Annotated in this window: 12 protein-coding genes; 9 read left to right on the top strand and 3 right to left on the bottom strand. The window is 64.9% G+C overall.

Going from position 1 to position 14,832, the window contains the following annotated elements:
- The first annotated feature begins 97 nt into the window (after positions 1 to 97).
- The 8 genes from cphA (at position 98) to K7W03_RS04460 (ending at position 9,741) form a co-directional block, all read left to right on the top strand.
- A complete protein-coding gene (cphA, locus tag K7W03_RS04495; protein WP_222885705.1) occupies positions 98 to 2,875 on the top strand; it encodes a cyanophycin synthetase in 2,778 nt (925 codons plus the stop codon).
- Positions 2,868 to 3,752: an isoaspartyl peptidase/L-asparaginase family protein gene (locus tag K7W03_RS04490; protein ID WP_222885704.1), complete on the top strand. Its 885-nt coding sequence runs from the start codon at positions 2,868 to 2,870 to the stop codon at positions 3,750 to 3,752. The genes cphA and K7W03_RS04490 overlap by 8 nt, the downstream gene beginning before the upstream one ends.
- The gene (locus K7W03_RS04485) at positions 3,745 to 4,569 is read left to right on the top strand and encodes a cyanophycinase (protein WP_044660649.1); all 825 of its coding nucleotides are present in this window, start codon (positions 3,745 to 3,747) and stop codon (positions 4,567 to 4,569) included. Before K7W03_RS04490 ends, K7W03_RS04485 begins: the two co-directional genes overlap by 8 nt.
- Positions 4,562 to 5,572 (top strand): methyltransferase, encoded by a 1,011-nt coding sequence (locus tag K7W03_RS04480; protein ID WP_226869692.1) that lies wholly within the window; start codon positions 4,562 to 4,564, stop codon positions 5,570 to 5,572. The genes K7W03_RS04485 and K7W03_RS04480 overlap by 8 nt, the downstream gene beginning before the upstream one ends.
- Before the next feature lie 289 nt (positions 5,573 to 5,861).
- Complete coding sequence (locus tag K7W03_RS04475) at positions 5,862 to 6,863, top strand: SDR family oxidoreductase (protein WP_222885703.1); 1,002 nt, start codon at positions 5,862 to 5,864, stop codon at positions 6,861 to 6,863.
- 4 nt (positions 6,864 to 6,867) lie between these two features.
- Positions 6,868 to 7,782, top strand: coding sequence for an NAD(P)/FAD-dependent oxidoreductase (locus K7W03_RS04470; protein ID WP_222885702.1), 915 nt, complete (start codon positions 6,868 to 6,870; stop codon positions 7,780 to 7,782).
- Between the two features lie 664 nt (positions 7,783 to 8,446).
- On the top strand, positions 8,447 to 8,998 hold the full coding sequence (locus K7W03_RS04465) for a hypothetical protein (RefSeq protein ID WP_048577638.1): 552 nt from the start codon (positions 8,447 to 8,449) through the stop codon (positions 8,996 to 8,998).
- Between the two features lie 113 nt (positions 8,999 to 9,111).
- Positions 9,112 to 9,741, top strand: coding sequence for a TetR/AcrR family transcriptional regulator (locus tag K7W03_RS04460; protein ID WP_167706830.1), 630 nt, complete (start codon positions 9,112 to 9,114; stop codon positions 9,739 to 9,741).
- A 121-nt stretch (positions 9,742 to 9,862) separates the two neighbouring features.
- Here the strand turns inward: K7W03_RS04460 and K7W03_RS04455 are convergent, their stop codons facing one another.
- Both K7W03_RS04455 and K7W03_RS04450 read right to left on the bottom strand, forming a co-directional pair.
- Positions 9,863 to 10,834, bottom strand: a complete 972-nt coding sequence (locus K7W03_RS04455) for a TauD/TfdA dioxygenase family protein (protein ID WP_025550697.1) — start codon at positions 10,832 to 10,834, stop codon at positions 9,863 to 9,865.
- The gene (locus K7W03_RS04450) at positions 10,828 to 12,816 is read right to left on the bottom strand and encodes an FAD-dependent oxidoreductase (RefSeq protein ID WP_061934519.1); all 1,989 of its coding nucleotides are present in this window, start codon (positions 12,814 to 12,816) and stop codon (positions 10,828 to 10,830) included. Before K7W03_RS04450 ends, K7W03_RS04455 begins: the two co-directional genes overlap by 7 nt.
- Positions 12,817 to 12,920: 104 nt before the next feature.
- On the opposite strand from K7W03_RS04450, the gene K7W03_RS04445 reads away from it, so the two are divergent.
- Complete coding sequence (locus K7W03_RS04445; RefSeq protein WP_222885701.1) at positions 12,921 to 13,820, top strand: LysR family transcriptional regulator; 900 nt, start codon at positions 12,921 to 12,923, stop codon at positions 13,818 to 13,820.
- Positions 13,821 to 13,960: 140 nt separating this feature from the next.
- Here K7W03_RS04445 and K7W03_RS04440 read toward each other — a convergent pair whose 3' ends face one another.
- A complete protein-coding gene (locus K7W03_RS04440; RefSeq protein WP_222885700.1) occupies positions 13,961 to 14,803 on the bottom strand; it encodes a LysR family transcriptional regulator in 843 nt (280 codons plus the stop codon).
- Positions 14,804 to 14,832 lie beyond the last annotated feature (29 nt).

The following is a 14,832-nucleotide window of genomic DNA, read 5'->3' as shown; positions in this document are numbered from 1 at the left end:
GTTAAACCTGCCCTTCATCCCCAATTCCGCTGGAACGGAAGTCGGCCGAGCCCGTTGGATCGGAGCTGCCGGCCAGGTAGCCCAGTGGAGCTTCTTCATGAATGAGATATTCCAGCACGCGACCGCCGATCCCGGTGCGGTCGCGTCGGGACCCTGCCTGACCGTTGTCGAGCGCAGCCTGTATCGCGGCGCCCATATCTTCGGCATGCGGCCGATGGTGCGCATTCAGGTGGACCTTGGCAGGCTGGAGGCATGGCCGACCGACCGCCTGCCGCTTTTCACCGAACAGTTGCTGGCTCGCCTGCCCGGCCTCGCCAATCATGGTTGCAGCTATAGGCAGGCCGGCGGTTTCGTCCGGCGGCTGCATCAGGGGACATGGCTCGGCCATGTGATCGAACATGTGGCGCTGGAACTCCAGACCATGGCGGGAAGCCCGGTGAGCCGGGGCAAGACGCGCTCCGTCAGGGGGAAGCCGGGGTTCTACAACATCCTTTTCACCTATGGCGACGAACAGGCCGGCATGGCGGCGGGCGCCTTCGCCATCGCACTGGTCGCTTCGCTGCTGCCGGAAGGTCTGGGCGAGGTGAAGGGGCTGGAGAAGCTGGGCGTTCAGATGCCCGCCGATCCGCAGGATGCCGAAGCCCTGATCCGGTCCTTGCGGGAGATATTGCGCCGGAACGCGCTGGGTCCGACCACGGCCTCGCTTGTGGCGGCCGCCCGGCGCAGGGGCATCCCGGTCACGCGCCTCAACGAGCAGAGCCTGATCCAGTTCGGCTATGGCAGCAGGCAGAAGCGCATCCGCGCAAGCATCACTGGCGACACGTCGCAGATCGCCGTCGACATCGCAGGCGACAAGAGCCTGACCAAGAAGCTGCTGGACGAGGCCGGCCTGCCGGTCCCCAGGGGCGTGGTCGTGCGTTCCGAGGAAGAAGCCGTCGGCGCGGCGCGGCGGCTGCGCATGCCTCTGGTGGTGAAGCCGCTCGACGGCAATCATGGACGCGGCGTCACCACGCAGGTCCGGGACGAGGCCGCGCTTCGCGCCGCGGTGATGCGCGCCCGGCAGCATGGCCGCCGGGTCATCGTGGAGGAGCAGCTGCCCGGCGACGATCACCGCATCCTGGTGGTGGCCGGGAAGGTCGTCGCCGTGGCGCAGCGCATGCCCGCCGAAGTCGTGGGTGACGGCTTCAGCACCATCGGCCAGCTTATCGACCGGGTGAACGACGATCCGCGGCGGGGGCGGGGGCATGAAAATGCGCTGACCCGTATCGTCGCGGACGATGCGATGATCGCCCTGCTCGCCAAAGACGGCATGACGCTTGGAACGGTGCCGGGCGCTGGCAAGAGGGTTCGCCTGCGCGACACGGCGAACCTTTCCACCGGCGGAACGGCGGTGGACCGGACCGACGACATTCATCCGGACAATCGCCTGATCGCCGAGCAGGCGGCTGCCGCCGCCGGACTGGACATTTGCGGGATCGATTTCCTGTCGCCCGACATAGCCCGCTCCGTGCGGGAGACGGGCGGCGGCATCGTGGAGCTGAACGCCGCGCCGGGTTTCCGCATGCACCTCGAACCATCGAGCGGCAGGGCCCGCGACGTGGCCGGTCCGGTGATCGACGCCCTCTTTCCACGTGGCCGCTCCAGCCGCATCCCGATCTTCTCCATCACCGGGACGAACGGCAAGTCGACCACGGTGCGCATGGTCGGGCGGATCCTCTGCCAGCATGGCCTGAACGTCGGCATGACGACCACGTCTGGCGTCTATTTCAACGGCCATCTGCTGAAGAAGGCTGACGCCAGCGGCCCGCGCAGCGCGCGCATGGTCCTGCGCAACCCCTCCGTCGATGTGGCGGTGCTGGAAACGGCGCGCGGCGGCATATTGCGGGAGGGGCTGGGCTATGACGGGGCGGATGTCGGCGCCGTGCTCAACGTCACCGCCGATCATCTGGGCCTGAAGGGCATCGATACCGTGGAAGCGCTGGCCGACGTCAAGGGCGTCGTGGTGGAGAATGTCGCCCGCAGGGGATTTTCGATCCTGAACGCCGACGATCCCATGTGCCGGCGCATCGCCCGCCATGCGCGGGGACGGATCGTCTGGTTCTCGCTCGAAGGCGGCGCGCGCATGGCGGAAATGCTGCGCCGTCACCTGCTGGCGGGCGGCCTAGCGGTCACCCGCGATCCGGACGAGACGGGCGGCACCATCGTCATCCATCGCGGCGAGGAGCGGATCGCCCTGATGCCCGCCTCGGAAATCCCGGCGACGCTGGGCGGCATAGCGGAATTCAACATCGCCAATGCGCTGGCGGCGGTGGCGATGTGCTTCGCCCATGGCGTCCCGCTGGACGCGATCCGCGAAGGGCTGCGCGCCTTCACCTCCAGCTTCGAGGAGTCGCCGGGGCGGCTCAACATGATGGAGCGGGACGGCATCCGCATCATCGTCGACTATGCCCATAATCCTGCCGGCCTGATCGCCCTGGGGCAGGTGGTCGACCGGCTGCGCGGCGCCCATGGACGCGCGGTGGGGATGGTGAGCATTCCCGGCGACCGGCGCGACTGCGACATTGTCGAGATGGGGCAGATCGCGGCCGGCGTCTTCGACGAGATCATATTCCGCGAGGCGCCGGACGGACGCGGCCGGCCCCGGGGGGAGACCAATGCCCTGTTGTCCCAGGGCGCGTTGAGGGCCGGCATGCCGAACGAGCGCATCCACCGGATCGTGGATGAGTTCGAGGCGGTCGAGGCCGTGCTGTGCAAGGGCCGGCCCGGCGACCTGCTGGTGATCCTGCCCACATCGGTCGAAAAGGTCTGGCGACAGGTACAGCAATTCGGGTCGCCGGCGGCGGCCGGAGAGCAGATGGTGCCGGCCCATGTCTGAATGGGCCCTCATCGTCCATGGCGGGGCGAAGACGATCGACGTCGCGCTGCACGACCGTAACCGCGAAGGGTGCCGGGCGGCGGCCGCGGCGGGCGCGATCGTGCTGCAATTCGGCGGCTGCGCCGTCGCGGCGGTCGAGGCCGCCATTCGCGTCCTTGAAAATGACAGCATCTTCAACGCCGGCTTCGGCTCCGTCCTGAACGCTGACGGCGCGGTCGAGATGGACGCGGCGATCATGGACGGCCGCGACCTTTCGGTGGGGGCGGTCGCGGGCGTCCGCCGCATCCGCAATCCGATCGTCGCCGCGCGTGCTCTGATCCCGGCCCGATCGGTGCTGCTGGCCGGAGAGGGGGCGGAACGCTTTGCGGAGGAGCAGCAGATAGCGCTGTGCGATCCCGCCGAGATGATCGCGCCCGACCGCATGGCATCGGAATATGCCAAGGCCCATGATACCGTCGGCTGCGTCGCGATCGACATGCAGGGGCATATCGCGGCCGGGACATCGACCGGGGGTTTGCCGGGCAAGCATCCGGGCCGGATCGGGGACTCGCCGCTTCCCGGTTGCGGACTTTATGCCGATGACGGCATTGGCGGCGTGTCCCTTTCCGGTGACGGCGAAATGATCATCCGCACGACCATCGCCGCGCATGTCATGCACGCGCTGCAAGCCGGACCGCTCTGCGCCGCCGCCGAAACCGGCCTTGCGCAGCTCGACCGCGTGGGCGGGGAAGGGGGCGCGATCCTGATCGACCGCCACGGGCGTTTCGGAGTCGCGCATAACAGCGACCATTTCGCGGTCGCGATCCACGGCAGCCGCCTTGCCGAGCCGCATGGCGCTGTCCACCGACAGGAACTGGAGGGTCTGCTTGATGGCTGAGGAAGGAGGCCCGCTGATCATCATCGGCGGGCGCGAAGACAAGGAAGGCGAAAAGCGCATCCTGAAGGAAGTGGCCGAGCGGGTGAAGGATGGGAAACTGGTGATCGCCACGGTGGCGAGCCACCAGCCCGACGGCTATTTCGAATCCTACCGGAAGGCCTTTGGCGATCTGGGCCTTGACGATCTGGTGGAACTTTACGTGCATGAACGGGGCGAAACGCTGGAATCCAGCGCGGCGACCCTGTTCGAAAATGCCAAGGGCATTTTCTTCACCGGCGGGGATCAACTGCGCATTTCCAGCCAGATCGGCGACACGCCGGTGGAGAAGATGGTCCGGCAGATTCATCTGGAAGGCGGCGTGGTGGCGGGAACGTCCGCCGGCGCATCGGTGATGAGCGAGACCATGCTGGTCAAGGGCAGCAGCCAGGAATCGCACCGCATCGGCGACCTGCACATGGCCCCCGGCCTGGGTCTGATCCGCGATGTCATCATCGACCAGCATTTCGCGGAGCGCGGGCGCATCGGCCGCCTGATGGGAGCGGTGGCGCAAAATCCGCGCGTGCTGGGCATCGGCATCGATGAGGATACCGCCATCCTGGTTCAGGGGCACCGTTTCTGCGTGATCGGTTCCGGGGCGGTCTATATCGTCGACGGCTCCGGCGTCACCCACTCCAATATTGCCGAAGCGAGTCCGGAGCGCACCCTGTCCATGCATGACGTCCGCCTGCATGTCCTGAGCCAGGGCGACTGCTTCGACCTCAAGCGGCGCTGCCCCGAAGCGCCAGGTTCCAATCAGGCAGGGGTTCGGCATGCATGATCTCTTTGCCTTCCGGAAGGCTGAAATTCCCCCTCCCGCCATGCTGGCGCGCAAGCCGGAAGATGCGGCCATGGAGGAAGAAGCGCTGCGCGAACTCCTGCTGCTTCTGAAGAAGCGGCGCTATGCCTTTGTAACGCCGACGCCTCTTTCCCATTCGCGCATATTGGCGCGCGACGCCGCCCGTCCGGCGCGTGACCTGCGCGATGTGTTCGGGTGGAACCGGCCCTTCTCTCCCGACCTTCTCGATCGCTCCGTAATGGATTGCCTGAAGCGGGCGGAAATGGTCGAGCACCGGGCGGACGGGATGATGAGGAGCCGCGTGCGGGTTTCCTCGCTGGACGACGATCTGTTCCTTCATTCCAGCTACCCCACGGTGGATCGCGATGCCGTGTTCTTCGGCCCGGACAGTTACCGGTTCGCGCGCTTGATCCGTCAGGAGCTTGCGATGCGCCCGGCGCGGCGAGGGGCGCGGATCGCGGATATGGGCGCCGGTACCGGAGTCGGCGCCATCGTCGCTGCCCGCTCATGCCCCCAGGCCTGCATTGTCATGACCGACGTCAACGCATCCGCCCTGCGTTTCGCGCGGATCAATGCGGGCGTGGCCGGGTTCGGCGCCGGCTATGTGCTGGCCGACACGCTGGACCCGGTGGCGGGCGATTTCGACCTGATCGTGGCGAATCCGCCCTATATCAGGGATCGGCAAGGCCGCGCCTATCGCGACGGCGGGGACGGGCATGGCGCAGCCGTGGCCTGGAGGATGGCCGAAAGCGCCTTGTCCCGGCTGAAGCGGGAGGGTCGCCTGCTGCTCTACACCGGCAGCGCCATCGTCGGCGGGGCGGACGCCCTGCGCGCAAGGCTGTCGGCGCTGGCGGAAAGCCGGGATTGCACCCTGTGCTATAGCGAAATCGACCCGGACATATTCGGGGAAGAGTTGGAAAGCCCGGCCTATCGCGATGTCGAACGCATCGCGCTGGTCGCCGCCATCTTCACGAGGCGCAACTGACGCGCCCCGCAACTGGCCATTTCCCCACATTCCGAATTCGTCCACGCGGCCTAGAGCAATCGACATTCAGAAGATGACGAGCCGAAAATGGTGGTTTTCCGTGACCCGGAGCGCAGCGTACTCAAAGTACGTGAGCACCGGAAGCACGGAAAAGCGTCATTTGCAGGCCGTCAGGGCTGAATGTCGATTGGCTCTAACCCATGGCAAGGAAAATCGGCTTTCGGAACCAGGATCAGGAACGGGAGTCCCGTTCTCGCGCTTATCGGTGAACAGGCTGACAGGAGCGATCATGAACAAGAGCCGCGGGGGCACGCGAACGCCCTGCACCCATATCGTCATCACGGGCGCGTCGAGCGGCATAGGCCAGGCCACGGCGCAGGCGTTCGCAGCCCGGGGAGGAAAGCTGGTCCTCGCGGCACGGGATGGCGAGGCGCTGGAAGCCGTGGCGGAGACGTGCCGCAGGGCCGGGGCGGAGGTGTTGGTCGTACCGCTCGACGTGGCGGATGCGGATGCAGTGCGTCAGCTCGCCCGGTCGGCGCGCGATTTTTGCGGGTCGATCGACCTCTGGTTCAGCAATGTCGGCGTCGGAGCCGTCGGCAAGTTCGTGGACGTCCCGATCGAGGTGCACGAACGGACGATCCGTTCCAACCTCATCGGCCATATGAACGACGCCCATGCGGTGCTGCCGATCTTCATGGCCCAGCGGCACGGCATTTTCGTCAACATGATCTCGCTAGGCGGATTGACCGGCACGCCCTATGCCGCCGCCTATGGGGCGAGCAAATTCGGCCTGCGCGGCTTTTCGGAGGCATTGCGCGCGGAAATGACCGAATGGCCGGACATCCATATTTGCGACGTCTATCCGGCCTTCGTCGATACGCCCGCTCTACGCCACGCCGGCAATTATACCGGCAAGGCGCTGACCGCCCCGCCGCCCATACTCGATCCAAGGAGGGTGGCGGCCGCCGTGGTGCGCCTGGCGGACCGGCCCCGCGACAGCCTGCTGCTGGGGACGCCGACCTGGGCCGTGCGGTTCGCCCATCCATTTGCGCCCTCGCTGCTCAGCCGGATCGGGAATCTGGCCTTCGGGCGCTATTTTGCCTCTGCGGAACGCGCGCCGGTCACGCGCGGCAATCTGTTCGATCCGCCACGGGACAGCGGCGGTATCGACGGCGGGTTCCGTAAACCCGCGACGAAACGGCGGAAGGCCGCCCTGGCCACCGGCGTGGGTGTGGCGGCCGGGGTTCTGCTACTCGGCCTGCTGATGCCGCGCCGGCAGCCCGGGCGTTAGCGGAATGACGAAGCCCCTGGATTGCCTCGTCGTGGGCGCAGGCCCCGCCGGCCTTACGGCGGCCATCTATCTGGCCCGCTTCCATTTGAGGATCAGGATCGTGGACGCGGGCAACAGCCGCGCTGCGCTGATCCCGCATACCCGCAATCATGCAGGCTATCCCGGCGGCATATCGGGCCGGGAGCTGCTCGCGCTCATGCGCCGGCAGGCGGCGGAATTCGGCGGTGAGGTGACGGAAGGGCTGGTGACGGGACTGGAGAAGGACGGCGATATTTTCCTGGCGCATATCGGGACCGAGACATGGCAGGCGCGCAGCGTCCTGCTGGCGACCGGCGTGGTGAACAATGCGCCGCCCATATCGCCCGATGTGCACGATGCCGCGCTTCGGCAGGGGCTGTTGCGCTATTGTCCGATCTGCGACGGCTACGAAGTCACCGACCGGCGTATCGCCGTCATCGGAACGGGCGCGCGGGGGACGAACGAAGCGATGTTCCTGCGCACCTATTCCGCCGACATCAGCTTGATTTCACCTGAGGGCGATCATGAACTGTCCGCCGACCAGCGGGTAAGACTGGAGGAGGCGGGCATCGCCCTGGTGAACGGCCCTTGCGAACCGCTGCGCATCGACGGCGAAAGCATATCGGTGCCGACGCCGAATGGGGCGCAAGCTTATGACACGGTTTATCCGGCGCTTGGATCGATCATCCGGTCGGAACTGGCGATGATGCTGGAGGCCGAAGCGACGGACGACGGCTGCCTCATCGTCGACGACCATCAGCGAACGAGCGTGCCGGGCCTTTATGCGGCCGGCGACGTGGCCAAGGGCCTGGACCAGATCAGCCACGCCATGGGGGAGGGGGGCGTCGCCGCCACGACGATCCGCAACGATCTGGCGGCGAAGATTTCGCTCTTCCGATAAGGCGCGTTATCGCCCGGACCCATTTTGCGCCGCGGAGGAACCTGAAGATCCCTGTGTTGCCGTGGGACTGTCGCTGGCGGAAACGGCGCCCCGCGTGCTGGTCTCGCCATCCGTCATGGCGCTGCCGGGGCCTTCGCCGGGAATGCCGTCGGGCACCGTGCCTGCGGTCGTGTTGCTCGGCGCGAAAGTGGAATCACCGGAATCGCCCTGATCGGAAGGCGCGCATGCGGCCAGTGCGACAATGAGAAACGCGGGAGCCATTTTCATAACATCTTCACCCCTGATGGCTGGTTTATTCTGCAACGACCCGATTTCACGGCCGTTCCGGCAAATCCGTTATCGCGTAAAACTATATTAGATCATCGTGCAGAAAAGCTGTCGCGAACCTGTCGAAGAATGGGAACCGCGCTGAATGACATGTGTGACACTTTACCGAATTCGCGCGCGGGAGATTAAGTGTCACGGCTGATTTTTCGGAAAGGAAGAGCATTCTTCGCGGCGCCGGACAGGTCACGACCATTGGCCGTTCAGATCGAGCCGCAGGAAATGGCAATGGACCGCGAAATCCCACGCGCTTGCCGGGTAAAGTGTCATCCGTGCTTTTTGTTGGAAGATCGCCGCAGAGGGGGATTCACACGGACTCAGCATGTGCTAGATTCCACATATGTTCCACCAGCCTGATCTCTTCGAGCAATCACCGGCGGCGTCCCGGCCGCCATCGCTGCCCGTGACGTCCGCGCTTCCCGATCTTGTGGAACGCATATCGACGGTGTCGAAGCGGCCCCGCTATGCATTGCTGGTGTTGAAGCTGATCGCTCAGGAAGCGGGTTCCAACGACAGCGTGGGACCTTATGTCGGCAGCGGCAAGGGGAGGGTGCCGGTCCGTGACTGGCTTTGCCAGGCGCTGGCGCCTCTCGCGCAACGGGATTGTCGGCGTCGCGCCATGATCGATGCGGTTCACGCCGATCTGATGTCGCGTCCGGGCAATATGGCCGATCCCGAAGAGGTGGAACGGCAGCTCGAACAGGAAGTTCAGTCGCGAATATTGCGATCGGGACGGACGAATGTGAGCCGGGTCGTATCGGACCTGGTCCGCGCCGGCCTTTTGCGCCGCCACTATCAGGGGTATCGGGTCGATCACCCCAACCGCGGGGCGCAGCGCGAAGCGGTCTACACCATCACGCCAGAGGCCAAGCGCGCGCTCCAACGCCATTGAAGGGCGCCGATACTGGTGGCGCTTCCCACAGGAGCGATTTCGCGAACCGGCGCGGACTGCCCCTTGGTTTGCGCGGCGCGCCGGGTTATCCGCGCAGGATGAGCGGCGAGACCATGACGACAGGACAGGCAGGGAAGCGCTGGCAGGGCGGTCGGCTGCCGCGCGCAGAGGTCGACCGGCGCATCGACCGGCTGCTCGACATCGCGCTGGAGGAATTCGCGTTGACGGGCTTCGGCGGCACCAGCCTGGACCGGCTGGTCGAGCGTTCGGGTGTCAGCAAGACCACCATCTATCGCCGTTTCGGCAGCAAGGAAGGGCTGTTCACCGCGCTGATCCATCGCAGCATGGAAGCGGTGCGGTCCGGTCTTTGGGCGCTGGAACTGGATGTGGCCGACCCCTTGGGAACGATAGAGCGGTTCGTCGCCACCTATACGGAGGTCGCGATATGCCGCCCCATGGGGCGGACCCTGCTCCAGATCGCGGTGGCGGAACGGCGCGACTTTCCTCATCTGGGCGCGATGCTGCTTGCCAATGCCTATGAGGGCTTCCGGCCGATCAGCGATTATTTCGAACGGCTGATGACGGACGGCGTGCTGCGCCCGGGCGATCCGCAGGACGCCGCCTTCGACCTGCAAGGCCTCATCACCCAGGGATTTCGGGTGATGGTCGATGATATTGGCTTCGTCCACCGCGAAGGGCGGGCGCGGGAAATCGCCGGAAGGTTCCTCCGCGGCTGGTCCTGATGCCGTTCGGCATTCCTTCGTCCGGCGGATAGATCATATCCATGATGCATGGCCATCGTCGCTGACCGGCATCGTCGCTGACCGGCATCGTCGCGCCGGTCAGCAACGGCTCCGCCATTGTTCAGTCCACCAGCCGCTTCACTTCGCGGTCCCGATCGAGTGTTGGGTCGAGATAGCGCCCGACCTTATAGTCGCCGGCAATGGTCGTGCGCCGGGCGCTGCGCTTGCAGTCAAGCGGAACGCCATTGGCGGAATGCACGATCCGCCAATTGTCCCAGACGACCATGTCGTTTTCCTGCCATTTGTGGAAATAGGCATGGGCTGGATCACCCAGATGCGCCGCCAGCTCTGTCAGCAGCGCATCGCTTTCCGCCCTTTCCATGCCCAGCACATAGCGGGCATGCATGGGCGAGAGTTTCAGCACCTTCCGGCCCGTTTCCATCTGGGTGATCACCAGCGGATGGACGACAGGCGGGAAATTGTAATGCGATCCTGGCTTGACCGTCGCGCCGACGTCAAGGCGTTCTATGTCGGTGGGGAAGCCGAATTGACCGGAACAGAAATCGGGGTTGAATTCGTAAACGACCTCCAGCCCCTCGATGCGTTTCTGCATGTCGGGCGACAGCCGGTCATAAGCCTGGATCGCGTCGATGAAGCCGGTTTCCCCCATGGTGCGGGCCGGTTCCGTCATGCGCAGCACGGCGCCGCGCACGATTGTGGGCATGAAGCTCTGATCCCAATGCCAGCCCAGCCAGCCTGCGCGATCGATGCCATCCACGCGATAGAAGGGGTTGGGGCGGCCCGAGGGGTCCTGCGGATCATAGGCCAGCGTCATCATGAACTGATTGACGGGATCGTTCAGATCGGCCGTGGCGGCGGGTTCCATTTCCCCGAAGATGGTGCTGAGGCGCATCTGCGCCATGTCGTCGTTGCGGACGTCGCGGAAGAGCAGGATTCCCGCGTCGATCCATGCATCATGGATCGCCTTCCGGGTCGCGCCGTCCAGATCGCGGGTCAGGTCCGCGCCGACGATTTCCAGTCCGAAAGGTGCATCGAGCGGGCGGCGTTCTATGGTGGTGGCGATGTTCAGCATGCGATCGGCTCCGGTTGCAGGATGAGGCGGCGCAGATCCTGCACCGCGCGATAGGCGTCGCGCACCGCTTCACCGATCCGCGCAACCTGCGCGGCGTCACCGATGCGGATCATCGGAATGTCGAGACCGGTGAGAGCGTCCGGCAATTCGCTGTCGGGCACCAGGCCATGGGCCAGCAGCAGGGCCGCCGCCGGCTGATCCGTCAGCGCGCCATCGCCGGAGAGCGTGACATGCTCGCCATCGACGGCATGCAGCGTCGTGTTGTCGAGGATGCGGATGGCCGCATTGCCATGCAGCCGCTGCAACAGCGCGCCGCGGTAAAGCACTTCGGCGTTGCGGGCGAGGAACTTGGCGTCGGAACGGGTGACAAGCAGCACATGATGCCCGTCCTGCGCCAGATATTCCGCTGTCTCCGTTCCCGTTTCACCTCCGCCATAGATGACGATCGGCCGTTCAGGGGTCGATGGCGGGACATCCGTTTCGCCCATCAGCACTTCATAGGCCGGCGCGGTCGGCAAATTGCCCCAGCTCGCAAGGTCAAGCGGCGCCAGCCGCGAACCATTGGCGAGGATCAGGACGTCTGGCTGGTCCTCTTCAATCACCTCCCGCGTCGCCTGCGTCCCGACGCGCACGGTGATGGTGCTGCGTTCGACCCGGTTCAGCAGGAATTTATGATACCAGAACAGCTTGTCCTTTCCGGGAGGAACGGCCGAGGTGATAAGATTGCCGCCCAGACGCTGGCGCTTTTCATACAGGGTGACGGCAAAGCCGACCTGATCAAGAAGCAGGGCCGCGGCCATGCCGCCCGGACCCGCGCCGATCACCGCCGCCTTCAGGCCATTGGCGAAACGCTCCAGTTCCGCTTCCGTCTCCTTGCCGCAACGGGGGTTTTCCGCGCAGGCGACCGACCGACTTTGCGCCAGTTCGCGAATGCACCAGTTGCAGGAGGTGCATGGCCGGATGTCGTCGACCAATCCGCGCTGCGCCTTGATCGGCCACATCGGATCGGCCAGCAGCGCGCGACCCAGCGACACGATGTCGGTGTCGCCATTGATCACTGCCTGCTCGCATTTGTCGGGCCAGCGCATCACGCCTGCGGTGATTACCGGCTTGCCGGTCGCTTCCCGGATGCGGCGGGCATAGGGCAGGCGATCCCCTTCCTCGACCGACATCGGCTCCAGGATGAGATGGGCGCTTTCCAGAAAGCCCCAGCTGATGTCGACGGCATCCACACCGGCTTCGCAAAGACGCGGCGCAATCTTCTCGCTGTCCTCGATGGTGATGCCGCCTTCAACGCCGTCCACCACGGACATCCGGTACATCAGCGGCTTGTTCCCGATCTGCGCCTTCACCGCCTTGATGACTTCGGTGGGAAAGCGCAGCCGGCGTTCGAAATCGCCGCCCCATTCATCGTCACGATGGTTCATCAGCGGGGAAAGGAATTGCTGGATCAGATAGCCATGGGCGCCATGCAGCATCACGCCGTCATAGCCCGCGAGCATGGCGAGCCGCGCCGTATTCGCATAACGCCCGATGATGTGGTGGATTTCCTCATCCTCCAGCGGTCGGGGCACGGCGTTCATATAGATGCTGTTAAGAGGAATCGCGCTGGATGAGACCGGCTGGCGGCCGATCACGCTTTCCTTGGTCTGTCGCCCCGCGTGCGAAATCTGGATGACCGCCTTCGCTCCGGCCGCGTGAATGGCGGCGACCAGTCGCGCGTGACCGGCCTTGAACCGGTCATTGTCCAACCGCAATTGCGGCACGTTGGAACTGAAGCCGGTTTCCGCGTCGACGCAGGTGAATTCCGTGATGATAAGGCCGGCGCCGCCCCGCGCCCTCTCGCGGTAATAGGCGATGATCGCTTCGTTCACGCCGCCGTCGGGTTCGCCCAGATGTGTTTCCATCGGGGCCATGGCGATGCGATTCTTGAGCGTCAGATTGCCGATCCGGAACGGATCGAACAGGCGCGGATAGGCCATGCTTCCTCTCAGCTTATTATTGAAGTCGCCTCCTTTCTAGCATTGCTATCCGAGCGGATAATCACCACAGTTCGAGACGTATTATGCAATGATGAGAGATAATCATGGATCGGCTGACGGGTTTGGAAGTATTCGTGGCGATCGTGGATTCAGGCAGCTTCGTCCGTGCCGCGGAGCGGCTGGCTCTTTCCCCGACCATGGTTTCCACCCATCTGGCCCGGCTGGAAGACCGGCTGAGCGCGCGGTTGATCCACCGGACGACACGCCGCTTCGCCCTCACCCCTCAGGGCCATTTGTTTCTGGAAGAAGCGCGATCCATTCTGGAAGCCGTGGAACAGGCCGAAAGCCGGATGCGGATGAGCGACATGGGCCCTAGTGGCCGCGTCGCGCTGGACGCGCCGGGCGCGATCGGCCTGCGCTTCGTCGTGCCGGCCCTGTCGCAGTTGCGCGCCCTTCATCCTCGCATCGTCCTTGACCTTAGCGTCGGGGACCGCAGCATGATGTTCCGGCCCGAAGCGTTCGACCTGCTCATCCGCGTCGGCGTACCGGCAGAAGGGAAGGGGGAAGTCGTCAATCTGGGCCGTACCCGTTTCGTGCAGGTGGCTTCGCCCGACTATCTGGCGCGTCGCGGCGAACCGGTGACGCCTGACGATCTTCACGATCATGATTGCGTGCTTTACGCCACGGTCGATCGGCCGGTTGGTCAATGGCGATTCGTTCGCGGAAAGGAGCGGCGGTCGCTACGCCCAGCCAGCGTCGCCACCTTCAATCATGGTGACGCCATAGCCGCCGCAGCGGTCGCCGGAGTCGGCATAGCCCAGACGCTGGAAATGCTGGTCGCTCCCGAACTGGCATCGGGTCTGCTGAAGCCGGTATTGACGGAGTGGAACCAGGAAAGCGTCGACGTCCAGCTCTTCATTCCCCAGGATCGCACGAAGCGTCAGGCCGTCCGCGCCGTGGCGGAGTTCCTGCAAAGCCGGGTCGACTGGGGCAGTTCCGCCTAGAGCCAATCGACATTCAGAAGATGACGAGCCGAAAATGGTGGTTTTCCGTGACCCGGAGCGCAGCCTACTCAAAGTAGGTGAGCACCGGAAGCACGGAAAAGCGTCATTTGCAGGCCGTCAGGGCTGAATGTCGATTGGCTCTACGCCGATCGGTGTCGCAGGGCCGCGACGATCAGATCGATCAGCAACAGCGCCTGGACCGATAATGTACGTCGAGCGAGGGATGCCACCACCAACTCCAGCGGCTGCGCGACCGGCAGACCGTTAATAAGCGCGTATCGGTCGTCGGCCAAAGCCTCCGCCGTGATCCAGACAGCGTCGCTTGCCAGCGTAACCAGGCCCGCAATCTCGAAATTGTCGCAACTGATCGTGGGCGCGTAGATCGGGCTGCCGCCTGTTCCGCCGATGATGGGATAGCCTGAGATGTCCTCCTCCCCCACCGTGCGGCCGGCAAGGGGATGGCCGCGCCGCACCAACGCGCCCAACCGCGTCCGGCCAATGCGCCTGAAGCTGAGGTCAGGCCGGTCTTCCACAAGGACATGGGCCAGGACGGCAAAGTCCAGTTCCCCTTCCTGGAGCAACGCCTGGAGTTCCCCGACATCGCCCAATTTCGTCCGCACCCTCAGGCCGCCATGATCGCGGGCGACATGGGACAGCATGCTCTCCAACAGCAATGCAGCGGCGAGGGGGCCGAAACCGCAACATACTTCCCCCGACCCGCGGTCGGAAAGCAGCGCCATATTGCGTTCAAGATTCTCCATCTGACGGAGCAGCGGCACCGCGTCAGCCAACAGCGCTTCGCCGGCGCGCGTCGGATATACGCCGTCGCGCCCGCGGTCGAACAGGCGCAGGCCGATTTCCGCCTCGGCCGCCTGGATGCTGCGCGTTAGAGCCGATTGCGTCACGCCAAGGCGGTCTGCGGCCAGGCCGAAGTGCCGTTCCTGACTCAATGCGACGATATGGCGAAGTTTACGGATGTCCATGTGCTGAACTCATCGAAATCACACTGTCA

It is taken from the genome of Sphingobium sp. PNB (assembly GCF_019873065.1).
Classification (GTDB): Bacteria; Pseudomonadota; Alphaproteobacteria; order Sphingomonadales; family Sphingomonadaceae; genus Sphingobium; species Sphingobium fuliginis.
Note: the sequence above shows the minus strand (reverse complement) of the source record. Positions and strands in the feature narration are given on the sequence as shown.

Coding starts and splice junctions, on each gene's coding strand:
- cphA (WP_222885705.1), top strand. CDS start 98: ATGAATGAGATATTCCAGCACGCGACCGCCGATCCCGGTGCGGTCGCG.
- K7W03_RS04490 (WP_222885704.1), top strand. CDS start 2,868: ATGTCTGAATGGGCCCTCATCGTCCATGGCGGGGCGAAGACGATCGAC.
- K7W03_RS04485 (WP_044660649.1), top strand. CDS start 3,745: ATGGCTGAGGAAGGAGGCCCGCTGATCATCATCGGCGGGCGCGAAGAC.
- K7W03_RS04480 (WP_226869692.1), top strand. CDS start 4,562: ATGCATGATCTCTTTGCCTTCCGGAAGGCTGAAATTCCCCCTCCCGCC.
- K7W03_RS04475 (WP_222885703.1), top strand. CDS start 5,862: ATGAACAAGAGCCGCGGGGGCACGCGAACGCCCTGCACCCATATCGTC.
- K7W03_RS04470 (WP_222885702.1), top strand. CDS start 6,868: ATGACGAAGCCCCTGGATTGCCTCGTCGTGGGCGCAGGCCCCGCCGGC.
- K7W03_RS04465 (WP_048577638.1), top strand. CDS start 8,447: ATGTTCCACCAGCCTGATCTCTTCGAGCAATCACCGGCGGCGTCCCGG.
- K7W03_RS04460 (WP_167706830.1), top strand. CDS start 9,112: ATGACGACAGGACAGGCAGGGAAGCGCTGGCAGGGCGGTCGGCTGCCG.
- K7W03_RS04455 (WP_025550697.1), bottom strand. CDS start 10,834: ATGCTGAACATCGCCACCACCATAGAACGCCGCCCGCTCGATGCACCT.
- K7W03_RS04450 (WP_061934519.1), bottom strand. CDS start 12,816: ATGGCCTATCCGCGCCTGTTCGATCCGTTCCGGATCGGCAATCTGACG.
- K7W03_RS04445 (WP_222885701.1), top strand. CDS start 12,921: ATGGATCGGCTGACGGGTTTGGAAGTATTCGTGGCGATCGTGGATTCA.
- K7W03_RS04440 (WP_222885700.1), bottom strand. CDS start 14,803: ATGGACATCCGTAAACTTCGCCATATCGTCGCATTGAGTCAGGAACGG.